The sequence below is a fragment of the Streptomyces sp. NRRL F-5727 genome (assembly GCF_000719555.1).
Classification (GTDB): Bacteria; Actinomycetota; Actinomycetes; order Streptomycetales; family Streptomycetaceae; genus Streptomyces.
The window spans coordinates 1-21,483 of sequence record NZ_JOGX01000080.1 but is presented as its reverse complement, the minus strand read 5'-3'; the positions used below and the strand labels follow the sequence as shown (position 1 = coordinate 21,483).

Here is a 21,483-nt window from a genome sequence, read left to right as displayed (position 1 = left end):
TGGGAGCGGCTTGGACGGAGGCCCACACTAATGGTTACGGCGGGTGCGGGTGCCTGCGGCGGCGGCGCCCGGGGGCGGTGCGGGCGCGGCGGGTGGGGGCGCCGGGGGCGGAGGCGCGGGAGGTCGGGCGCCGTCCTGGGGGCGTGGTGCCCCCTCCCCCGGCCCGGCGCGACGCCTGCCCACCACGGCGAACGGTCCGTCTCCCGGGTGTTCCCGGGAGACGGACCGTGGGTGGTTTTCGGTCGGGGCGGGTCAGACTGCGGCCTTCTTGAGGCGGCGGCGTTCGCGTTCGGAGAGGCCGCCCCAGATGCCGAAGCGCTCGTCGTTCTGGAGGGCGTACTCCAGGCATTCGGAGCGGACCTCACAGGCGAGGCAGACCTTCTTGGCCTCCCGGGTCGAGCCGCCCTTCTCGGGGAAGAAGGACTCGGGGTCGGTCTGGGCGCACAGTGCGCGCTCCTGCCAGCCGATCTCCTCGTCCGCGTCCTCGACCAGCAGTTCCTGGAACAACTCGGTCATCTGCGCCCCTCGTCCGTCTGTGCGTCCCGTGGTGTGGCCGTGATCGAAACGGCCGAACGACACGAGTGAAATTACAAGTTCGTGCTCTGTGCGAGTCAAGCCGAGATCTGCTATTGGGCCCCGTATTCACTCTGCGGAACCAAGCCTATGCGGAAAGTGTTCAAATCACCAAAAACGTGACACATGCCACCGGCTGTTCCCGCCGCGTCATGCCTCGCCCAGAAGGACGTACGAGACTTGGATCTTGTTGCGATCCAGCCATGGAAGCGATCCGGATCACAGTCCGATCACGGACACGATCCGCCGCCGCCATGTTTACGGGCACGACTGCTGCGCCATGTTGCCTGGTCCGGGCCTGAACAAACCTTTCTCCGGGCACGGTAACCGGATGAGGTGAAACATTACCCCCAAATCGGGCATTGAGTTGACAGTCGGGTACCCCTCCAGCCACTTTGGTGGCATGCCAGCGACCGCAGCGCCCTCCGCGACCCACGCCCGTGGGTTCCGCCGCGCTGTCCAGGCGCGCTGTTGCTGTTGCTGTTCCAGCTGTTGATGCCGTAGAGCTCCAGCTTTCTCTGGCTTTGCCCTCGCTTCGCCTGCTTCGCCCTTCCCGCCCCCAGCGTCACCCCTTCGTTTCTGCTGAGGAACCACCCCGCCCATGAACATGGACAGCGACCTTCAGATCGCCGGCGACCTCATGGAGGTCCCGCACCTGCTCCAGCCCGAGCGCGAGCACCCCGTCACCGTGGCCGAGTTCGCCGGCCTCGCCCGCGAGATCGCGGCCGACGCCGCGCAGTGGGCCCCGCACGTCGAGTACGACGCCACCACCCGCTGGTACCACCGCCTGCGCACCGGGCCCGGCTACGAGGTGTGGCTGCTCTCCTGGGTGCCCGGCCAGGGCAGCGGCCTGCACGACCACGGCCGCTCCTCCGGCGTCCTCACCGTCCTCCAGGGCGAGTTGACGGAGCGTACGGACCGGGGCGCGCGGACCCTGCGGCCCGGCACCCAGCGGATCTTCGCGCCCGGATACGTCCACGAGGTCGTCAACGACTCCCTGGAGCCCGTGGTCAGCCTCCACGTCTACTTCCCCGGACTGACCGAGATGCCCATGCACGAGTCCCTCCAGGGCCGGTGCGCCTGCCCGGAGATCGTTCGCGCCTGACAGCCCGCCCGTCGCCCGACCACCACCCCTCGGACGATCAGCCCGCGGCTGACAGACTGTCCGCATGCGCATTGTGGTTCTGGCCGGTGGCATCGGTGGTGCCCGTTTCCTTCGCGGCCTCAAGCAGGCCGCCCCGGACGCGGAGATCACGGTCGTCGGCAACACCGGTGACGACATCCATCTCTTCGGGCTGAAGGTCTGCCCCGATCTGGACACGGTGATGTACACCCTCGGCGGTGGCATCCACGAGGAACAGGGCTGGGGCCGCGCGGACGAGTCCTTCGCCGTCAAGGAGGAGCTCGCCGCGTACGGGGTCGGACCCGAGTGGTTCGGCCTCGGCGACCGGGACTTCGCCACCCACATCGTCCGTACCCAGATGCTCGGCGCCGGCTATCCGCTGAGCGCCGTCACCGAGGCGCTCTGCGCCCGCTGGCAGCCCGGCGTGCGGCTCCTCCCGATGTCCGACGACCGGGTCGAGACGCACGTCGCCATCGAGGTCGACGGCGAGCAGCGGGCCGTGCACTTCCAGGAGTACTGGGTGAGGCTGCGCGCCGCCGTCGACGCCAAGGCCGTCGTGGCCGTCGGCGCGGAGGCCGCCAAGCCCGCGCCCGGTGTCCTGGAGGCCGTCGCCGAGGCCGACGTCATCCTCTTCCCGCCGTCCAACCCGGTCGTCAGCGTCGGCACCATCCTCGCCGTGCCCGGCATCCGCGAGGCGGTCGCCGCCGCTCCGGCGCCGGTCGTCGGCCTCTCCCCCATCGTCGGGGACGCCCCCGTGCGCGGCATGGCCGACAAGGTCCTGGCGGCGGTCGGCGTCGAGTCGACGGCGGCGGCCGTGGCCCGCCACTACGGCTCGGACCTCCTCGACGGCTGGCTGGTGGACACCGTGGACGCGGCCTCCGTCGCCGACGTCGAGGCCGCGGGCATCGCCTGCCGGGCCGTGCCGCTGATGATGACCGACGTGGACGCCACCGCCGAGATGGCGCGGGCCGCGCTCGCGCTGGCCGAGGAGGTACGCCGGTGACGGCGGCCTCGTACCGGGTGTGGGGGCTCGCCGGGCTGCCCGAGGTGGCGCCCGGGGACGATCTCGCCAAGCTGATCGCGTCCGTCTCCCCCGGCCTGGAGGACGGTGACGTCCTGCTGGTCACCTCCAAGATCGTGAGCAAGGCGGAGGGACGGATCGTCGCCGCCGACGACCGCGAGGAGGCCATCGACGCCGAGACGGTACGCGTGGTGGCGCGGCGCGGCACCCTGCGGATCGTCGAGAACCGGCAGGGGCTCGTGATGGCCGCCGCCGGCGTCGACGCCTCCAACACCCCCGCCGGGACGGTGCTGTTGCTGCCGGAGGACCCCGACGGGTCGGCGCGGCGGATCCGGGCCGGGCTGCGCGAGGCGCTGGGCGTGGACGTCGGCGTCGTCGTCACCGACACCTTCGGACGGCCCTGGCGCTCCGGGCTCACCGACGTGGCGATCGGCGCGGCCGGGGTGCGGGTCCTGGACGACCTGCGGGGCGTCGCCGACTCCCACGGCAACGAGCTGAACGTCACCGTCGTCGCCACCGCCGACGAGCTGGCCGCCGCCGGCGACCTGGTGAAGGGCAAGGCCACCGGCATGCCCGTCGCCGTCGTGCGCGGGCTGCCGCACCTGGTCGGCGGGGACGAGGAGCCGGGCGCGCGGGCGCTGGTCCGGTCCGCCGCCGACGACATGTTCCGGCTGGGCACCTCGGAGGCCGTACGGGAGGCGGTGACGCAGCGCCGGACCGTACGGGAGTTCACCGACGACCCCGTCGACCCCGGCGCGGTACGGCGCGCGGTCGCCGCGGCCGTGACGGCGCCCGCCCCGCACCACACCACCCCCTGGCGGTTCGTCCTCCTGGAGTCGCCGGAGTCGCGGCTGCGGCTGCTCGACGCCATGCGGGACGCCTGGATCGCGGACCTGCGGCGGGACGGCAGGTCCGAGGAGTCCATCGCGAAGCGGATCCGGCGCGGTGACGTGCTGCGCAACGCCCCCTACCTCGCCGTGCCCTGCCTCGTCATGGACGGCTCCCACCACTACGGCGACCCGCGCCGCGACGCCGCCGAACGCGAGATGTTCGTCGTCGCCGCCGGCGCCGGCGTGCAGAACTTCCTGGTCGCGCTGGCCGGTGAACGGCTCGGCTCGGCCTGGGTCTCCTCGACGATGTTCTGCCGGGACGTCGTCCGGGAGGTGCTCGCGCTGCCCGACGGCTGGGACCCGCTGGGCGCCGTGGCCATCGGCCGCCCGGCGACCCCGCCGAAGGACCGCCCGGCCCGGCACGCCTCGGACTTCATCGAGGTGCGCTGACGAGGCGGGGCGTTCCCCTGTCGCGGCGTCGAGGACCGAACTACCCTGCGGCTTACGCGAAGTGAGACCTGGGGGGCCATGTCCACGTTCAAGCCGACGGGTTCGGACTTCAGGCGGTGCGTCGTCTGCGGGAACCCGGTCAGCCCGAAGAAGCTCGTCCTCGTCCGGGACGGCCGGCCGGCGCACCGCGCCTGCCGGCCGGTCACCGGGGTGCCGGTGCGGCTCGCCGCCGCCCGGGCCGCGGCGGCCGCGGCGGCGGCCCCGAAACCCGCCAAGCCGATGAGCCGGACCGAGATGCTCCGCCGCATCGACGAGTTGCGCCGACGGGACGCCCGGAAGAAGGCCGCCTCGGCCAAGAAGGCCGCTCCGGAGAAGAAGGCCGCTCCCGTGAGGGCCGCCGGGAAGAAGAAGGCCGGGCGCGCGACGAAGCCGCCCGCTCCCGGGCTGCCCTCGTCGCGGCCCCAGCCGTACTACGGGGTGGAGATGAAGTCCGTCGGAGGGGCATGGGTGCAGATGCACCCGGAGTCCGAGTGAGTCCTACAGGGACCTGATGTCGTTCGGCGCGAAGCGGGGGGCTCGGCGGGGCGGGGTGTGGCCGCTGAGGAGGATCAGGCGGGCGGCGCGGTGGCGCTGGCCCGCGTAGGGGGCCAGCAGCTCCAGCATCGCCGCGTCGTCGGCCGTGCGGTCGCCGGCCAGCGCCCAGCCGATGATGCCCGGCAGGTGGAGGTCGCCCGTGGTGACCTCGTCGGGGGCGCCGTTGCTGCGCTGGATCGTCTCCGCCGAGGTCCAGGGGCCGATGCCGGGGATCAGCTCCAGGCGTCTGCGGGCCTCCGCCGGTGCCATGAGGGCCGCCTCCTCCAGACGGGGGGCGACGCGCGCGGCGCGGACGATCGTGGCCGCGCGCTTGCCGTCGACGTTCGCCCGGTGCCACTCCCAGGACGGGATGCGGGCCCAGGTGCGGGCGTCCGGCATCACGTAGAGGCCCTCGGGCGCCGGGCCCGGGGCCGGTTCGCCGTACTGGCGGACCAGGCTGCGCCAGGAGCCGTACGCCTCCGTCGTGGTGACCTTCTGCTCCAGCACGGACGGGATCAGCGACTCCAGGACCAGGCCGGTGCGGGTGAGGCGGAGGCCGGGGCGTCGGCGGTGGCTCGCCAGGACGAGCCTGTGGCGGGGGACGAAGGCGGCGGGGTCGTCCTCGGCGCCCAGGAGGGCCGGGAGGTTCGCGTCCAGCCAGGCCGCACCGGGGCCGTACGTGTCCGTCGTCACCTCGCCGGCGACGGCCCTGACGCGGAGCGTGCCCGGGCCTTCCGGGGTGCGGCTGGCCCGCCAGATCGAGCCGTCGTCCGTGACGCGGAAGGTGGGGTCGTGCGGGCCTCTGCGGAGGGGGCCGAGGGTGAGGCCGAGGTCCAGCTGCTCCGACGGTACGTCGAGGTCGCCGCCGCGGATGGTGGTGCGGGTGGGGGCGGGTTTCGGGGCGAAGCGGCCGGACATGGGTACGAGCGTAGCCGGGGGCGGTGCGGGCGGGTGGGGGTGCGGGTTCGGGCGCGGGTGCGGAGGCACCCGCGGAGGGTGCCGTTCCGTTGTGGCCACAACGGAACGGCGAGCCGCCTCACTGGTCCGAGCTGAAGCGGACCGTGCCCGCGGGGAGGGTGGCGTTGCACCAGATTCTGATGCCGTCGCGGAGTTCGTTGTCGGGGCCCACGTGGGCGCCGTCGCCGATGACCGCGCCCGTCAGGACCGAGCGGGCGCCGATGCGGGCGCCGGCGCCTATGAGGGAGTCGGTGATGACCGCGCCGGGTTCGACCACCGCGCCGGCCAGGAGGGTGGAGCCCGTCACCCGGGCGCCCTCGCCGACCGTCGCGTCCGCGCCGACCACCGTGCCGCCGGTGAGCTTGGCGTCGGGGGCGACCCGGGCGGAGGGCAGGACCAGGCGGTCGCCGCAGCGGCCGGGAACCGCCGGGGAGGGGGCGCGGCCGAGGACCAGGTCGGCGGAGCCGCGGACGAACGCCTGCGGGGTGCCGAGGTCCAGCCAGTACGTGGAGTCGACCATGCCCTGGAGGTGGGCGCCGGAGGCGAGCAGCTCGGGGAAGGTCTCGCGCTCGACGGAGACCGGGCGGCCGGCCGGGATCGAGTCGATCACCGAGCGGCGGAAGACGTACGCGCCGGCGTTGATCTGGTCGGTGACGATCTCCTCGGGGGTCTGCGGCTTCTCCAGGAAGGCCGTGACCCTGCCGGTCTCGTCCGTGGGGACCAGGCCGAAGGCGCGGGGGTCCTCGACGCGGGTGAGGTGGAGGGAGACGTCCGCGCCCGAGTCGGCGTGGGTGGCCACCAGGGCGCGGATGTCGAGGCCGGTGAGGATGTCCCCGTTGAAGATCAGGACGGGGTCGTCGGGGCCGGAGTGGAGGCGGGAGGCGACGTTGCGTATGGCGCCGCCGGTGCCGAGCGGTTCCTCCTCCGTCACGTACTCCAGGCTCAGGCCGAGGTCGGAGCCGTCCCCGAAGTGCGGCTCGAAGACCTCGGCGAGGTAGGAGGTGGCGAGCACGATGTGCTCGACGCCGGCGGCCTTGGCCCGGGCCAGCTGGTGCGTCAGGAAGGGGACGCCCGCCGCCGGGACCATGGGCTTGGGCGTGTTGACCGTGAGCGGTCGCAGCCGTGTGCCCTTGCCACCGACCAGGAGGATCGCTTCTGTCACCTGTCGTCTCTGCTTCCTGTTCGGGGCCGGTCAGCGCGCCCGTCTCGGTCGTCCGTGCGATATGACCGGTCAGTTTATGCAGATGGTTGCCTCCGCGCCCCCATCAGCTTCGTCCCTGGTATTTCGCCGAGGAGGTCCGGGCGGTTCCGAGCTTGCCGTAGAGACGTCCGCCGGGACACTCCGTCGCGAACCCGTCCCGGTGTCCCGCGATGGCGCGGAAGGTGACTTTCCGGCCCTTCGCGTACAGGCCCCCGCCGCCGGAGACGAGGGTCTGGGTGCCCTTCGGGTTGACGCCGTGGAGCCCGAGTTTCCAGGCCGTCAGGCGGGCCACCGCGGTCACGACGGCGGCCGGCGGATTGGTGCTGGTGAAGGTGCCGAGGACGGCGATGCCCATGCTGTTGGTGTTGAAGCCGAGGGTGTGCGCGCCGAGGACCGGTTTCGCCACTCCGCCGGCCCGGCCTTCGTAGATGTTTCCGCACTTGTCGACGGTGAAGTTGTAGCCGAAGTCACGCCAGCCGCTGCTCTTCACGTGGTAGCGGTAGATACTGCGCAGGACGGAGGGGGCCTGGCCGCAGGTGTAGTTGTTGCCGGTGGCGCTGTGGTGGACGAAGGCCGCCTTGATCGTCTTGGTGTAGACGAAGCCCTTCTCGCGGATCGACTCGTCGGCGCCCCAGCCCTTGCGGGTGATGATCCTGGGGCGGGGGCCGATGTACGGCTTCTTCTTCGCGGTCTCCTGGCCGGGCGCGGCCTGCCGGACGGGCGTGCCCTGGTGGACGGGCGTGCCCTGGTGGACGGAGACGGCCTGGGACTCCTCCGCCGGGGAGGCGGGGATCGCGGGCGCGCCGTACGGGGCGAGCTGGCTGTTGACGCCGGTCGCGGCGGCCTCCGCGGCGGTGAGGACGGCCGGCGGGGCCATCGCCCGGGTGCCGGGGGCCGGGGCGGTGGCGGGCTCCTCGCCCGGGTCGACGAGTTCGAGGCGGAGGCCGGCCGGGAGCGGCGCGGCCGAGCCGTCCCGGTCCGGGTGGTCCCCCTCCGGGTGGTCCCCCTCCGGGTGGCTCCCGTCCGGGTGGCTCCCGTCCGGGTGGTGGGGGTGCTCCCGCCCGGCCCGTACGCGGACCTCGACGCCGTCCGAGTCGCCCACCCACAGCGGGGCGGTGGAGCCGCGGAGGGTGCCGGCGGCGCCCTCGGCCGTGGCGGGGTCGGCGCCGTGCTCGTCGTTGTGGGTCTCGACGTCCTGCCACTCCGACCAGACGCCGTCGGCGGCGGCCCGGGTGCGGACCTGGACCGTGCCGTGCAGGACGGCCGCCGGGTCGTCCCAGACGACGCCGACGAGCGAGAAGGGTCTGACGTCCCGCCGGGTCAGGCCCTGTTCGGCCGCGGTGCCCGGGTCGGCTCCGAAGGAGCGGACGGAGGCGCCGAGCGGACGGAGCGGCAGCGACTGGGTGGAGCCCGGCAGCTCGTCCCGCTCCGGTGGCAAGGCGGCCGCCGCCGGGCGCGCGGTGGCCGTCGCGGGGGCGGCGAGGGTGACCGGCAGGGCGAGCGCGGCCGCGCAGGCGACGGCGATCGAGGAGGCGAGTGAGGCACGCATGGCCCGATCGTGGGCAGCGCGGGGGCACGGCGCGCGCCGGAAGGGGGACGGCACGTCAGGCCGACCGGAGGACCCCGTCACCGGTACGGCCCAGGGCGGCGCGCCGGGCCGCGTACCCTGTGCGGCGTGAACGCCAGCGACCGCACCCCCGCCGACCTGCTGCGATCCGCGCTCGCCGCGGACCCCGGCCGTCCTCTGGTCACCTACTACGACGACGCCACCGGTGAACGGGTGGAATTGTCCGTCGCCACCTTCGCCAATTGGGTGGCGAAGACGGCCAATCTGCTTCAGGGCGAGCTGTCCGCCGAACCCGGCGACCGGCTCGCGCTGCTGCTGCCCGCGCACTGGCAGACAGCCGTCTGGCTGCTCGCCTGCTCCTCCGTCGGGGTGACGGCCGAGCTGGGCGGCGATCCGGCGGACGCCGACCTCGTGGTGGCAGGCCCGGACTCGCTGGAGGCGGGTCTGGCCTGTTCCGGGGAGCGGATCGCGCTCTCCCTGGCGCCGCTGGGACGCCGCTTCCCGGCCGTGCCGACCGGGTACGCGGACTACGCGGTCGAGGTGCCGGGCCAGGGCGACCGCTTCGTCCCGTTCGTGCCGGTCGACGCGGACGCGCCCGCCCTCGTCGTCGACGGTACGGAACGCAGCGGCGTACAGCTCGTCGAACAGGCCCGGCTGGATGCCGTGCGCCTCGGGCTCGGCGCCGGCTCGCGGCTGCTGTCCGGGCTGCCGTACGACGGCTGGGAGGGGCTCTCGGCCGGGCTGTACGCGCCGCTGGCCGCGGGTGGCTCCGTGGTGCTGTGCCGGAACCTGGGCGAGCTGGCGCCGGAGGCGCTGGAGCAGCGCATCGGGAGCGAGCGGGTGACGGCCACGGCGCTCTGAGGGGCGCGGGCACCGCGGGGCGTTCCCGCCCCCGGTGCGTCCGATGCACCCGTTCGGCCGATCGACGCGCCGCGTACCCGCGACCGCGCGGCGAGTCCGGTACATGATCGGCCCGGGGGGAATCGTCTCCTCCGTACAACCCCGTGTCGGGTTCGGCCGTCTCCCTCGTGCGAACGCCGGGCGCCCGACGCGCCCGAGACGCCCCGAAGGACGGACTGACGACGTGACGGACCGCGCTGGCACGCCCGCCGAACCGGACCCGGAACCGGAGCGGGAGCGGGAGCAGGAGCAGGAGCGGGAGTCCCCGGACGCCGGGGAGGGGGCTGCCGAGGCGCCGGCGGCCCGGCGCCGGCACTGGCTGCGGTGGGGCTGCCTCGGCGTCTCGGTCGTGCTGCTCGGCGCGGCCGGCACCGGCTGGTGGTTCTACCGGAAGCTCGACGACAACATCACCACGGACACCACCGCCGCCGACGAGCTGCGCCGGTACGAGAAGGAGCGCCCGTCGAGCGTCGTGGCGGCGGCCCGGAACATCCTCCTCATCGGCTCGGACACCCGCTCCGGCGAGGGGAACCGCAAGTACGGCCGGGACAAGGGCACCCAGCGCTCGGACACCGTGATCCTGCTCCACCTGGCGGCGGACGAGTCGAGCGCCACGGCCGTGTCGATCCCCCGCGACCTGATGGTGACGATCCCGAGCTGCGCCAGGACCGAGGGGGGCCGGACGCGGGAGCGGCTGGCGCAGTTCAACTGGGCCTTCGAGTGGGGCGGGACGGCGTGCACGATCCGTACCGTCGAGAAGCTGACGGGGATCCGGGTCGACCACCACATGGTGATCGACTTCCGGGGCTTCAAGAAGATGGTCGACGCGGTGGACGGGGTCGAGGTCTGCCTCAAGGAGCCGGTGAACGACAGCGACGCCAAGCTGAAGCTGCCGGCGGGCCGGCAGACGCTGAACGGGGAGCAGGCGCTGGGCTTCGTCCGGGCCCGCAAGTCGCTGGGGAACGGCAGCGACACCGAACGGATGGACCGGCAGCAGATGTTCCTGGGCGCGCTCGTCAACAAGGTGCAGAGCGACGGGGTGCTGCTGAACCCGACGAAGCTGTACCCGGTGCTCGACGCGGCGACCAGGTCCATCACCACGGACCCGGGGCTCGACTCGCTGCGGGACCTGTACGACCTGGCGCGGACGATGCGGGCGATCCCGACGGAGAAGGTCCAGTTCCTGACGGTGCCGCGCCGCCCGTACACGTACAACGCGAATCGTGACGAACTGGTACAACCCGCCGCGAGCGAGCTCTTCCGGCAACTCCGCGAGGACCGACCGGTCCTGGTGACGAAGCCGGAACCGGAGGAGGGCTCCGGCGCATCCTCCGACGGGAAGCCGGACGACGCGGAGTCGCCCGGGCCGACCGCGACGCCGACCTTCCCGGGCCGGAACGCGGCGGAAGGGGCGTGCTCCTAGCGGCCGGTGAGGTCGTTGGGTAAAGCCGGAGCCAAGGGAGAGTCAGGGGGAGTTGTGGTTTGGGTGGATTGCCCGGTTGTAAGCGGCGTGGAATTTGTCACTGGCGTCGCCCCGCGCTGAACTGGGCGGATAGTGTGACGCGATCCGGTGCACCAGGACCGCGTGGTCGCACTCAGCCAAGGATCGAACGACCGAGTGGCGCCCACAGGGGGAGGCGCCCCGCGTGGCACCGACGGAGGACAGGAACCGTGGACGCGCACAGCCGTGGACGGGCGGACGAGATCGACCCCGCCGACCAGTGGGTGCTCAACCCGCAGACCGGCAACTACGAACTGCGACTGGACCACTCCGCTGGGCAGTCGCCGGTCGGTGGTTCCCCGTCGGGTCTCCCCGGTTCCGGTGCCACCGGTTCCGGTACCCGCTCCGCCACCCGCCCAACCACCCCCACCGAGGCTCCCCTTCCCGGCCAGCGGCGGCGCCGCCCGGCCGAGCCGGAGGCCCCGGAGACCGAGCCCGGCACGGCCGGCGGCGGACGCGTGCCGCCGCAGCGCCGCCGCAAGCGCAAGCAGGGCGCGAGCCGCAAGAAGAAGGTCCTGCTGTGGACCGGCGGCACGATGGCCTTCGTCCTGGTGGGCGGCGCGGTCGGCGCGTACGCGATCTACAGCAAGCTCAACGGCAACATCGGCGTCGTCGACGTCGGCGACGCCGCCGTGCAGACGGAGTCGATGACGGGGCCGCTGAACATCCTCATCATCGGCAACGACGTCCGCACCGGCGAGGGCAACGAGTCCTACGGCAACAAGGACAACGTCACCGGCCACGCCGACACGACCTTCCTCATCCACATCGCCGAGGACCGCACCAACGCCACGGCGATGAGCATCCCGCGCGACCTCAAGACCGAGATCCCGGAGTGCCCCACGAAGGTCGACGGGACCACCAAGGTGATCCCGGGCTCGGTCGGCAAGACCAAGTTCAACGAGTCCTTCGGCGTCGACGGCCGCGACCCCGGCTGCACCATGCGGACCATCACGCAGATGTCCGGGCTGCCGATCAACCACTTCATGATGGTCGACTTCAACGCCGTCAAGAAGCTGTCCACGGCCGTCGGCGGCGTGAAGGTCTGCCTCGCCAAGCCGATCCACGACAAGAACTACTCCAAGCTCAACCTCCCCGAGGGCGAGCACCGCGTCCAGGGCGAGCAGGCGCTGGCCTTCCTGCGGAACCGGCACGGCCTCGGCAACGAGAGCGACCTCGACCGCATCAAGCAGCAGCAGCAGTTCATGGCCTCGCTGATGCGCCAGCTCAAGGAGGACACCCTCGACAGCCCGACGAAGCTGCTCGACGTCGCCACCGCGGCGACCGAGTCGCTCACCGTCGACAAGGGCATCGGCAGCGCGACGAAGCTCGTCACCCTGGCGAAGGAGATCGCCAAGGTGGACCTGAAGAACATCACCTTCCTGACCGTGCCGGTCGTCGACAACCCCGACGAGCCGCCGACCAAGCGCGCCACCGTCGTCCTCGACCCCGTGAAGGCCCCCCAGGTCTTCAGCATGATCGAGAACGACGTCTCCTTCACCGAGGTCAAGAAGAAGGAGGCCGAGGCCAAGAAGGCGAAGGCCAAGGCCCAGGCGAAGCTCCTGGAGGGCCCGAAGGCCCCCGCCGCCGAGGTCCGCGTCGACGTCTTCAACGGAAGCGGAACCCAGGGCGCCGCCCAGTCGACCATCAACTGGCTCCAGAACGACCAGGGCGTGAACCGCTCGACCAACAAGGGCAACGCCCCCGAGAAGGCGGCGAAGACCACACTCACCTACGCACCGAACCAGGCCGACCAGGCCCGCGCGCTCGCCGCGATGATGGGACTGCCGGCCACCGCCCTCAAGCAGGGCACCGCGGACGCCGCGGAGCGCGAGCCCATGACGCTCGTCCTCGGCGCCGATTTCAAGGGCGCGGGGGTGCCCATGACCGGTCCGACGAAGGCGCCGGACGTCGGTCAGGTGGAAGCAGACAAGAAGGTGTGCGCCCAGTGACCCGAGAACAGCGGGTCCCGGCGCGCCCTTGACGATGAGGGGACCAGGGGTGGGACAGAACAGCGTGCGACGGGAGGGGACGCAGTCAGGCGTTCCGCACGCCCGAGACCGAGGCTGGGACGACGATCTGCACGGCGCCGGCGAGGCGACCGGGGCGGGCGGCGGGACGCCGGAGCCGGCCGGGGGGCCGGACCCGGCCCCCGCGCCGGGCGGCCGGGCCGCGCGCCGCCGCGGGACGTCGGGCGCCGACGACCCGGGTACGGCCCCCGCCACGGCGGGCGGCCGGGCGGCGGCCCGCAAGCAGGCCAAGAAGGCCGGCAAGCGGAAGGTGCTGCGCTGGACGGCTATCGGCGTGGCGGTCCTGGTCCTCGGGACGGCCGGCGCCGGCTACGCGTACTACGAGCACCTCAACGGCAACATCCGCAGCGGCGACCGGGCCGGCGGCAGCAGCGGCGTGCAGAAGGCCGCGCCGAACGCGCTCGGCGACACCCCGCTGAACATCCTGCTGATCGGCTCGGACGACCGGGCCTCCGACGCGAACGTCGCGCTGGGCGGCGGCAAGGACCTCCGGAACGACAAACCCCGGGCCGACGTCCAGATGCTGCTGCACGTCTCCGCCGACCGGCAGAACGCCTCGCTGATCTCCATACCCCGCGACACCGTGGTGAAGATCCCCGAGTGCAAGGGCGAGGACGGCACCGTCTACCCGGCCACCACCGACCGGCCCATCAACGAGACCCTCACCCGGGGCGGCGCCGGCTGCACGCTCACCACCTGGGAGACCCTCACCGGCGTCTACGTCGACCACTGGATCATGGTGGACTTCGCGGGCGTGGTGGCGATGGCCGACGAGGTCGGCGGCGTCCCCGTCTGCGTCAAGACCGGCGTGCACGACAAGTCGACCGCCCAGGTCAAGGGCGGCTCCGGGCTGAAGCTGCCCAAGGGCACCACCGAGGTCAAGGGCGAGCAGGCCCTCCAGTGGCTGCGCACCCGGCACGCCTTCGGCAGCGACCAGAACCGGGCCAAGGCCCAGCACATGTACCTCAACGGCATGCTGAAGAAGCTCCAGCAGCAGAACGCCTGGACCGACACCGGGCGGCTGATGGGCCTCGCGGAGACCGGCACCAAGTCGCTGGAGGTCTCCGACGGCCTCGACACCGTGGCCAAGCTCTTCGACCTCGGCATGCAGCTCAAGAACGTGAAGGTCGACCGGCTGTCCACGGTCACCATCCCGACCGACCCCTACCCGCCGAACCCGGACGCGTGGCTCCAGCCGAGGGCCGCGGCGGCCGAGAAGATCTGGGGCATGCTCCGGGACGACGTCGCCCTCGACAAGAACGGCGACAAGTCGCCGGCCAAGCCGAAGGCGTCGGCCTCGGCCTCCCCGAAGCCCAAGAAGACCGCGGCCGCCCCGGCCTCGCTCGCCGTCACGGTCGTCAACGGCACCGACGGCAACGACGAGCCGGCCGTCGAGGGCCGGGCCAAGAAGATCGCCACCGCCCTCCAGGGCAAGGGCTTCACCCAGGCCGACTCCTCGAAGGAGGGCAAGCCCAGCAAGGGGACCGTCGTCGCCTACCCGAAGGCCGCCGGCGACCAGGGCCGGGCAGACGCCGAGTCCGTCGCGAAGGCCCTCGGCCTGCCGCTCTCCACCGTCCGGGCGGACGCCTCGGCCGAGGGGATCACCCTGGTCGTGGGCGCCGACTGGCGCGAGGGCGACACCTACAAGCGGCCGACGAGCACGGCCGGCGACCTGCCCGAGGGCGCCGACGACAAGGCCGCGTGCATGGACGTCTACTCGGTCTACCGGTGGGACGGGGAGAGCTGACCCGCTCCCCCGCGTGACGCACGGCGGCGGCCGGGCCCCTCGTGGTGAGGGACCCGGCCGCCGCCGTGCGAATACGCCAGGGGGGTCAGACCGACTCGGTCTCGCCCCGCTTCACCGCCGGGCGGCGGCTCGCGATGACCTTCCGGGCCAGCGACCTGGGGCTGGTCAGGAAGCCGAAGCCCCAGGACATGTGCATGGTGGCCAGGGCCACCGGGATCTGGACCCGGGCCTTCAGGGAGAGGCCACGGCCCGCCGGAACCGATCCCGCGGTGATCGCGGCGAGGTAGCCGGCCGGGATCACGAAGCCGAGCGGGGAGAGGGTGGCGCCGACCACCAGGCCCGCGGCGATGGCGCAGACGGCGACCGGCGGGGCGAGGTAGCGCAGGTTGATGGAGCCGGCGTGGTAGCGGGCCACCACGTGGCGCCAGCGGCCGTAGTCCTTGTACTGCTTCGCCAGGGCCCTCACCGAGGGGCGCGGACGGTACTGGACGCGCAGCTCCGGCGAGAACCAGATCAGGCCGCCGGCCTCGCGGATGCGGAAGTTCAGCTCCCAGTCCTGGGCGCGGATGAACTCCACGTTGTACCCGCCCTGCTGTTCGAGGGCCTCGCGGCGGAAGACACCGAGGTAGACCGTCTCGGCGGGGCCGGCGGCGCCGCCGGTGTGGAAGGCCGCGTTGCCGACGCCGATCTTCGAGGTCATCGCGGCCGCGACCGCGTCCTCCCAGGCGTTCTCGCCCTCGGCGTGCATGATGCCGCCGACGTTCTGCGCGCCGGTCTCCTCCAGGAGCCGGACGGCGGTGGCGATGTAGTTCGGCGACAGCATCCCGTGGCCGTCCACGCGCACCACGATCGGGTGACGGGACGCCTGGATCGCCGCGTTGAGCGCGGCGGGGGTGCGGCCGGTGGGGTTGGGCACGGTGTGGACCCTGGGGTCCTCGCGCACCAGCTCGGCGGCGATCTCGTCGGTGCGGTCCGTGGACGGGCCGAGCGCGATCACCACCTCCATCTCGCCGTCGTACTCCTGCTCCAGGATGTGACGGACCGAGTTGCGCAGATGCCGCTCCTCATTGAGGACCGGCATGATCACGGATACGGGGGGCGTGGCGTTCATCAACGGGCCACGTTACCGCGAATGGGGGACACCGGTGCGCGCCGCCGGGGCCGGTGACCCTACCGGCTGATCGTATGGGCCTACGGTGCTCACGGTCCCGCTGTCCCACCCGCGGAGGTGTCCGTCCGTGCCCACACCGCCCCGCACGCCCCGTCCGCCCCGTCCGCCCGGCACGGCCGGCCGCCCGCCGGTCCCCCGGCGCGGCGGTCCCGCCCCCGTGCGGCGGCCCCGGCGGCGCCCCCGCTGGGGGATGCGGATGGCGACCGCGCTCTCCGTGGTGGTGCTGGCGGCCGGCGGGATCGGGCACGCGGTGGTCACCGGCCTCGACACCGGGATCACCCGGGTGGACCCCTTCAAGGACATGAAGAACCGCCCGCAGGCGGGCACCGGCATGAACGTGCTCGTCGTCGGCACCGACGGACGCGACCGGATCACGCCCGAGGAGAAGCGGAAGTACCGGCTGGGCGGGGCGCCCTGCCACTGCACGGACACCGTGCTGCTGGTGCACATCTCGGAGGACCGGGAGCGCGCCAGCGTCGTCTCGCTGCCCCGGGACTCGTACGCCGAGCTGCCCGAGCACACCGACCAGAACAGCGGCGAGAAGCACCGGGCGCACCCGGTGAAGCTGAACGCCGCCTACGCGGAGGGCGGGCCCGCACTGACCGTGCGGACGGTGGAGGCGATGACCCGGGTCAAGATCGACCACTATCTGGAGGTCGACTTCACCAGCTTCATGCGGACGGTGGACGCGGTCGGCGGGGTGCAGATCTGCACGACGAAGCCGGTGAAGGACGCGTACACGGGGCTCGAGCTGGCGGCCGGCACGCATGAGCTGGACGGCGGGCAGGCGCTCCAGTACGTGCGCTCCCGGCACATCGACGGGGCCGCGGACATCGGGCGGATGCAGCGGCAGCAGAAGTTCCTGGCGGCGCTGGTGGACCGGCTGACCAGCGGCGGGGTGCTGTTCAACCCGGTGCGGTTCCGGGAGGTGTCGACGACGCTGCTCGGGTCCGTGCGGGCCGACGAGGATTTCGGCACGGACCAGCTGCTGGCGCTCGCCAAGGCGATGCGGGGGTTCACGCCGGCGTCGTCGGAGTTCGTGTCGGTGCCGATCGGGGACATGGACTTCCCGGTGAAGGGCATCGGGTCGACGGTGAAGTGGGACGCGGACAAGGCGCAGAGGCTGTTCGCGGCGGTGCGGGAGGACCGGCCGCTGGCGGCGTCCCGGCCGCCGGCGGCGGAGAAGAAGGCCAGGGCGGTGGTCGTGGACGTCGCGCCCAGGTCGATCCGGGTGCAGGTCTACAACGGGACCCGGATCGACGGGCTGGGGCGGAAGGTGGACGACGCGCTGCGGGGGGCCGGGTTCGACACGACGCGGGCGCCGGTGACGGGGGCGGGGCCGGAGCGGGCGCGGACCCTGATCGAGTACGACCCCCGGTGGGACCGGTCCGCCCGGTCCCTGGCGGCGGCGCTGCCGGGGGCGGAGCTGAGGGCGGTGGCGGGACGGGGCGGGACCCTGCGGGTGACGGCGGGGCGGGACTTCCGGGGCGTCACGGCCGTGCGGACCGAGGTGGCGCCTGCGCGGGGGCCGTTCGAGGCGGTGACCGGGGACCAGGTCGTGTGTCCGTGACCGCCGGTGGGGGCTAGTCCGTGTACCCCTCGGCGGCGCGGCGCTCCCTCAGCTCCTTGATGGCCTGGCGGCGGGCCAGGCGGTGGGTGCGGCGGATCTGGGCTTCCTGGTAGCGGCGCTTGTCCTGTTCGGTCTCGGGGATGACCGGGGGGACCGTGCGGGGCTTGCCGTCGCCGTCGACCGCGGCGAAGACGAGGTACGCGGAGCCGACCTGGGTCGCCGGGGTGGTGTCGTTCCAGCGCTCGGCCATGACGCGGACGCCGACCTCCATGGAGGAGCGGCCGGTCCAGTTCACCTGGGCCTTCACATGGAGGAGGTCGCCGACGCGGACGGGCTCCAGGAAGACCATCTCGTCCATGGAGGCGGTCACGGCCGGGCCGCCGGAGTGGCGGCCCGCGACGGCGCCCGCCGCGTCGTCCACCAGCTTCATGATCACTCCGCCGTGCACCGTCCCGAGGAGGTTGGTGTCGTGGCTGGTCATGATGTGGCTGAGGGTGGTGCGGGAGGCCGAGGTGGGCTTGCCCGGGATGTGGCCCTGTTCTGTCATGTCCTCCACCTTATGCCGGGTATCGGCGCTGTCCGCTTTGCATCAGCTTGGCAACAGCACCGGTCCTATTTTCCACCCGGCCTGTCGCCCGGAATGCGGAGCCCGGCACACTGGTCCGCATGAATGAGTGGCCTGAGCAGCCCGAGGGCGCCCGCCCCATGCGGCACGTGCAGAGACGCGCGCAGGGACAGCAGTCCCCGCAGTACCAGCAGGGGTACGACCAGGGGCAGGCGTACAACCCGAACTTCACTCAGGCGCAGGCCACGGGGTACGACTCCGGGTACAGCACCGGACAGGTCTACGGCTCTCCGCAGGGCCCCGGGCACGGCGGTCCGGGGGGACCCGCCGGCCCCGGCGCTCCGGGCGGCCGGTCCACCGGTCCCGCGCCGGACTGGCGCAAGCGGATCAAGATCGGCTCGATCGTGCTGGTCGTCGGCGTCCTCGCGTGGGGCGTCGGCACCTACGCCTGGGCGAGTTCGCAGATGCGCAACGAGGTGGACCTCTCCAAGGTCATCGAGCGGCCGGCCGAGGGCGACTGCACGACGTACCTGATCGTCGGCTCCGACAGCCGCGAGGGCATGACGGCCGAGGACAAGAAGAAGCTGCACACCGGTTCCGCGGAGGGCAAGCGGACCGACTCGATGATGATCCTCGCCGCCTGCTCCAGCGGGAACACGATGATCTCGCTGCCCCGTGACTCCTGGGTGACGATCCCGAACTTCGTCGGCTCCGAGTCCGGCAAGGCGTACCCGGCGCGCGGCGGCTCCAAGCTGAACGCGGCCTACGCGATGGACGGGCCCGAGCTGCTGGTCCGTACGGTCGAGTTCAACACCGGGCTGCGGATCGACCACTACGCGGAGATCGGCTTCGCCGGCTTCGCGAACATCGTGGACGCGCTCGGCGGCGTCGAGCTGAACATCGAGAAGGGCTTCAAGGACAAGAAGTCGGGCGCCGACTTCCAGGCCGGCGAGCAGACCCTCAACGGCGAGCAGGCCCTCGCCTTCGTCCGCACCCGGTACGCCTTCGCCGAGTCGGACCTGGCGCGGACCAAGAACCAGCAGAAGTTCCTGTCCGCGCTGGCCAACCAGGCCGCGACGCCGGGCACGATCCTCAACCCGTTCAAGCTGTACCCGACGCTCGGCGCCGGCCTGGACACCCTGATCGTCGACAAGGACATGTCCCTGTGGGACCTGGGCCAGATGTTCTTCGCGATGAAGGGCATCAGCGGCGGCGACGGCAAGTCCATGAACATGCCGATCGCGGGCAGCGCGCCGCAGGGCTCCCTGAAGTGGGACATGCCGAAGGTGAAGCAGCTCGTCGAGCAGATCAAGAACGACCAGAAGGTCACCGTCGAGTCGAACCGGTGACGTCCGCCCCCCGCCCCGGCCGGTACGCCGTGGGCGGGGGGACGCTCCTCCCGGGCATCCCCGGCGCTCGTCGCCTCCCGCGCGCTCCTCCACTGGGGCGGTCGCGGCGGGGCCGGCGCGAAGTGTTGCCCGTTTTGCCGGTTTTACCTGAATCGCCTTGTTACGTTCCTCCTCGCGCGCCGCCCCCGCACCGACGGCGACCGGGGCATCGGCCACCGCCGTGCGGCGACGACGCGGACGCGCAAGACCTCTCGCACAGCATCGAGGAGCGTTCGCAGTGATCAGACCCGTACCCCTCAGGCGTCATGCCGGCACAGCGCTGCTGGCCGTATCGCTGGCCGGGGCGTTCATCGCACAGGCGTCACCGGCCCAGGCCCTGTCGGCGGCCCTGCCGATCTGTTCGACGCCGAACGCGCTGGACGGCAGCCGCTTCGAGATCGACACCAACGCCAACCTGGTCGTCAACGGCTCCGCGGCCACCTGCGTCGACTGGCTGACCGGCGGCACCGGCACCCCGCTGCGGATCGTGCCGAAGCGCGACCGGCCGAGCGGGGCCAACGACAACTCGTTCGGTCAGGGCACGGCCGAGAACGACGAGGACCCGACGATCGTCACCGGGTCGATCCCGCCCAACAAGAGCGACCTGCTGTCGTTCGGCGTCCACACCGAGGACACCACGACGCCGAAGTTCCTCGAACTGTTCTGGCAGCGGGTGAACAGCCCGCAGGGCACCACGAACATGGACTTCGAGCTGAACCAGAAGTTCTGCGACCCGACGGCCATGCCGACGAACTGCGCCGGCAACGGGCCCGTCGAGACCGCCACCCCGATCCGCACCCAGGGCGACAAGCTCATCACGTACGACCTCTCCCGGGGCGGCACCGTCCCGACCATCTCCATCCGGGAGTGGAACGGCTCGGTCTGGGGCCCCGCGGACGTCATCAGCGACGGGGCGAACCCGGACGCGCTCGGCTCGGTCAACACCACCCTGATCCCCTCCAACCAGGCCGGCGGCACCGTCGCCGCCGGAGGTCTCGGCACCCTGGACCCGTTCACCTTCGGTGAGGCCGCGATCTCCTTCGACGCGATCTTCCCGACCGGCGGCGACTGCCGGACCTTCGGCTCGGCCTATGTGAAGAGCCGCTCCTCGGACTCCTTCAACTCCGAGCTGAAGGACTTCATCGACCCGCAGCGGGTCAACCTCACCAACTGCACGTCGCTGATCACCACCGCGACGCCGACCGTGACGATCGGCGACCCGATCCGTGACACCGCCACCCTGGGCGGCGGCATCAGCCCGACCGGAACGATCGCCTTCCGCCTCTACAACAACGCCCAGTGCTCCGGCACCCCCGTCTTCACCAGCACCGTCCCCGTCAACGGCAACGGGAACTACAACTCCGCGCAGTACTTCCCGACCGCGGTGGGCACCTACTACTGGATCGCCCAGTACAGCGGCGACGCCAACAACGCCGGCTCCACCACCGCCTGCGGCGACGCGAACGAGTCGTCCGTGGTCACCAAGACCCGCCCGTCGATCACCACGGACCTCTCCGCCGACGAGGTCGTGATCGGCGGCTCGGTGTCCGACTCGGCCACCCTGTCGAACGCCACCCCCGACGCGGGCGGCACGGTCACCTACGCCGTGTACTCGGACAACGCGTGCACGCAGAACGAGCGGCTCGCCGGCGAGAACCTCCCGGTCGTGAACGGGGTCGTCCCCGACTCCAGCGCGCTGGCCTTCAACACGATGGGCACCTTCTGGTGGCAGGTCCGCTACAGCGGCGACGCCAAGAACCAGGCCGCGATGAGCGCCTGTGAGTCCGAGCCCCTGAGGGTGGTCAAGGCGGGCGCCAGCGTCTCCACCACGCAGTACGTGTACCCGCAGGACAGCAGCACCGTCACCGCCACGGCCGGCGGCCAGCCGACCGGAACCGTCGTCTTCAAGCTGTACGGCCCCGACGACGCCACCTGCAGCATGCCCGTCTACACCAGCCCCGCGATCGCCCTGGTGAACGGCCAGGCCGCGACGAACAACACCACCTTCCGGATCGACGCCGCCAACGACGGCGACTACAAGTGGACCGCCTCCTACAGCGGTGACGCCACCCACGAGAGTGCCGCCAGCGCCTGCGGCGCGGAGCACTCCGACATCACGATCACGGACAACTAGTCCCGCCGCGCGGGACGCCGACCCCGCACGGCACCGCGGCCCCCGGCACCATGCCGGGGGCCGCGGTCGTGCGCGCCGCGCCCTACGGGAGGTTGCGGGCCATGACGATGCGCTGGACCTGGTTGGTGCCTTCGTAGATCTGGGTGATCTTGGCGTCGCGCATCATGCGCTCGACGGGGTAG

18 protein-coding genes are annotated in these 21,483 nt (G+C 72.2%); 11 read left to right on the top strand and 7 right to left on the bottom strand.

Annotation, left to right across the window (positions count from 1 at the left end; genetic code table 11):
- Positions 1 to 252 precede the first annotated feature (252 nt).
- Complete coding sequence (locus IF73_RS0133375; protein ID WP_031014374.1) at positions 253 to 516, bottom strand: WhiB family transcriptional regulator; 264 nt, start codon at positions 514 to 516, stop codon at positions 253 to 255.
- A 658-nt stretch (positions 517 to 1,174) separates the two neighbouring features.
- Between IF73_RS0133375 and IF73_RS0133370 the strand changes: the two genes are divergently transcribed.
- From IF73_RS0133370 to IF73_RS38940, 4 genes are all read left to right on the top strand, one after another.
- Complete coding sequence (locus IF73_RS0133370) at positions 1,175 to 1,678, top strand: cysteine dioxygenase (RefSeq protein ID WP_031014372.1); 504 nt, start codon at positions 1,175 to 1,177, stop codon at positions 1,676 to 1,678.
- A gap of 64 nt (positions 1,679 to 1,742) precedes the next feature.
- Positions 1,743 to 2,699 carry a 2-phospho-L-lactate transferase gene (cofD, locus tag IF73_RS0133365; RefSeq protein ID WP_031014370.1) on the top strand — a complete coding sequence of 319 codons (957 nt, stop codon included), beginning with the start codon at positions 1,743 to 1,745 and terminating at the stop codon, positions 2,697 to 2,699.
- Positions 2,696 to 3,997 carry a coenzyme F420-0:L-glutamate ligase gene (locus tag IF73_RS0133360; RefSeq protein WP_031014368.1) on the top strand — a complete coding sequence of 434 codons (1,302 nt, stop codon included), beginning with the start codon at positions 2,696 to 2,698 and terminating at the stop codon, positions 3,995 to 3,997. Before cofD ends, IF73_RS0133360 begins: the two co-directional genes overlap by 4 nt.
- A 78-nt stretch (positions 3,998 to 4,075) precedes the next feature.
- Entirely contained in the window at positions 4,076 to 4,531 is a 456-nt protein-coding gene (locus IF73_RS38940; RefSeq protein WP_031014366.1) for a hypothetical protein, read from the top strand.
- Between the two features lie 3 nt (positions 4,532 to 4,534).
- Here IF73_RS38940 and IF73_RS0133350 read toward each other — a convergent pair whose 3' ends face one another.
- The 3 genes from IF73_RS0133350 to IF73_RS0133340 all read right to left on the bottom strand — a co-directional run bounded on the left by IF73_RS0133350 (position 4,535) and on the right by IF73_RS0133340 (position 8,277).
- Entirely contained in the window at positions 4,535 to 5,488 is a 954-nt protein-coding gene (locus tag IF73_RS0133350) for a DNA-3-methyladenine glycosylase family protein (protein ID WP_031014364.1), read from the bottom strand.
- Positions 5,489 to 5,606: 118 nt separating this feature from the next.
- Complete coding sequence (locus IF73_RS0133345; RefSeq protein WP_031014362.1) at positions 5,607 to 6,689, bottom strand: sugar phosphate nucleotidyltransferase; 1,083 nt, start codon at positions 6,687 to 6,689, stop codon at positions 5,607 to 5,609.
- A gap of 103 nt (positions 6,690 to 6,792) precedes the next feature.
- The gene (locus tag IF73_RS0133340) at positions 6,793 to 8,277 is read right to left on the bottom strand and encodes an N-acetylmuramoyl-L-alanine amidase (protein ID WP_031014360.1); all 1,485 of its coding nucleotides are present in this window, start codon (positions 8,275 to 8,277) and stop codon (positions 6,793 to 6,795) included.
- A gap of 126 nt (positions 8,278 to 8,403) precedes the next feature.
- On the opposite strand from IF73_RS0133340, the gene IF73_RS0133335 reads away from it, so the two are divergent.
- The 4 genes from IF73_RS0133335 (at position 8,404) to IF73_RS0133320 (ending at position 14,473) form a co-directional block, all read left to right on the top strand.
- Positions 8,404 to 9,156: a TIGR03089 family protein gene (locus IF73_RS0133335; RefSeq protein WP_031014358.1), complete on the top strand. Its 753-nt coding sequence runs from the start codon at positions 8,404 to 8,406 to the stop codon at positions 9,154 to 9,156.
- A gap of 223 nt (positions 9,157 to 9,379) precedes the next feature.
- Positions 9,380 to 10,618, top strand: coding sequence for an LCP family protein (locus tag IF73_RS0133330; protein ID WP_031014356.1), 1,239 nt, complete (start codon positions 9,380 to 9,382; stop codon positions 10,616 to 10,618).
- A gap of 248 nt (positions 10,619 to 10,866) precedes the next feature.
- Positions 10,867 to 12,648, top strand: a complete 1,782-nt coding sequence (locus IF73_RS0133325; RefSeq protein ID WP_031014354.1) for an LCP family protein — start codon at positions 10,867 to 10,869, stop codon at positions 12,646 to 12,648.
- 49 nt (positions 12,649 to 12,697) lie between these two features.
- On the top strand, positions 12,698 to 14,473 hold the full coding sequence (locus IF73_RS0133320) for an LCP family protein (RefSeq protein ID WP_234338415.1): 1,776 nt from the start codon (positions 12,698 to 12,700) through the stop codon (positions 14,471 to 14,473).
- An 85-nt stretch (positions 14,474 to 14,558) separates the two neighbouring features.
- On the opposite strand, the gene IF73_RS0133315 is transcribed toward IF73_RS0133320, so the two are convergent.
- Positions 14,559 to 15,584: a glycosyltransferase family 2 protein gene (locus tag IF73_RS0133315; RefSeq protein ID WP_031014344.1), complete on the bottom strand. Its 1,026-nt coding sequence runs from the start codon at positions 15,582 to 15,584 to the stop codon at positions 14,559 to 14,561.
- Positions 15,585 to 15,834: 250 nt separating this feature from the next.
- Here IF73_RS0133315 and IF73_RS0133310 point away from each other — a divergent pair, with 250 nt between their 5' ends.
- Positions 15,835 to 17,214 carry an LCP family protein gene (locus IF73_RS0133310; RefSeq protein ID WP_031014343.1) on the top strand — a complete coding sequence of 460 codons (1,380 nt, stop codon included), beginning with the start codon at positions 15,835 to 15,837 and terminating at the stop codon, positions 17,212 to 17,214.
- 13 nt (positions 17,215 to 17,227) lie between these two features.
- Here IF73_RS0133310 and IF73_RS0133305 read toward each other — a convergent pair whose 3' ends face one another.
- Positions 17,228 to 17,761, bottom strand: a complete 534-nt coding sequence (locus tag IF73_RS0133305; protein ID WP_031014341.1) for an acyl-CoA thioesterase — start codon at positions 17,759 to 17,761, stop codon at positions 17,228 to 17,230.
- A gap of 119 nt (positions 17,762 to 17,880) precedes the next feature.
- Between IF73_RS0133305 and IF73_RS0133300 the strand changes: the two genes are divergently transcribed.
- A complete protein-coding gene (locus IF73_RS0133300) occupies positions 17,881 to 19,128 on the top strand; it encodes an LCP family protein (RefSeq protein ID WP_107049377.1) in 1,248 nt (415 codons plus the stop codon).
- A gap of 277 nt (positions 19,129 to 19,405) precedes the next feature.
- Complete coding sequence (locus IF73_RS0133295) at positions 19,406 to 21,301, top strand: Ig-like domain-containing protein (RefSeq protein ID WP_031014337.1); 1,896 nt, start codon at positions 19,406 to 19,408, stop codon at positions 21,299 to 21,301.
- An 82-nt stretch (positions 21,302 to 21,383) separates the two neighbouring features.
- Here IF73_RS0133295 and IF73_RS40035 read toward each other — a convergent pair.
- Positions 21,384 to 21,483, bottom strand: a 100-nt coding sequence (locus IF73_RS40035; protein WP_155525297.1) for an acyl-CoA dehydrogenase family protein, incomplete at its 5' end; no start/stop codon positions are given.

Bases quoted from the DNA above. Each gene is read 5' to 3' on its own strand.
- IF73_RS0133375 (WP_031014374.1), bottom strand. From the start codon at position 516: ATGACCGAGTTGTTCCAGGAACTGCTGGTCGAGGACGCGGACGAGGAG.
- IF73_RS0133370 (WP_031014372.1), top strand. From the start codon at position 1,175: ATGAACATGGACAGCGACCTTCAGATCGCCGGCGACCTCATGGAGGTC.
- cofD (WP_031014370.1), top strand. From the start codon at position 1,743: ATGCGCATTGTGGTTCTGGCCGGTGGCATCGGTGGTGCCCGTTTCCTT.
- IF73_RS38940 (WP_031014366.1), top strand. From the start codon at position 4,076: ATGTCCACGTTCAAGCCGACGGGTTCGGACTTCAGGCGGTGCGTCGTC.
- IF73_RS0133350 (WP_031014364.1), bottom strand. From the start codon at position 5,488: ATGTCCGGCCGCTTCGCCCCGAAACCCGCCCCCACCCGCACCACCATC.
- IF73_RS0133340 (WP_031014360.1), bottom strand. From the start codon at position 8,277: ATGCGTGCCTCACTCGCCTCCTCGATCGCCGTCGCCTGCGCGGCCGCG.
- IF73_RS0133315 (WP_031014344.1), bottom strand. From the start codon at position 15,584: ATGAACGCCACGCCCCCCGTATCCGTGATCATGCCGGTCCTCAATGAG.
- IF73_RS0133310 (WP_031014343.1), top strand. From the start codon at position 15,835: ATGCGGATGGCGACCGCGCTCTCCGTGGTGGTGCTGGCGGCCGGCGGG.
- IF73_RS0133305 (WP_031014341.1), bottom strand. From the start codon at position 17,761: ATGACAGAACAGGGCCACATCCCGGGCAAGCCCACCTCGGCCTCCCGC.
- IF73_RS0133300 (WP_107049377.1), top strand. From the start codon at position 17,881: ATGAATGAGTGGCCTGAGCAGCCCGAGGGCGCCCGCCCCATGCGGCAC.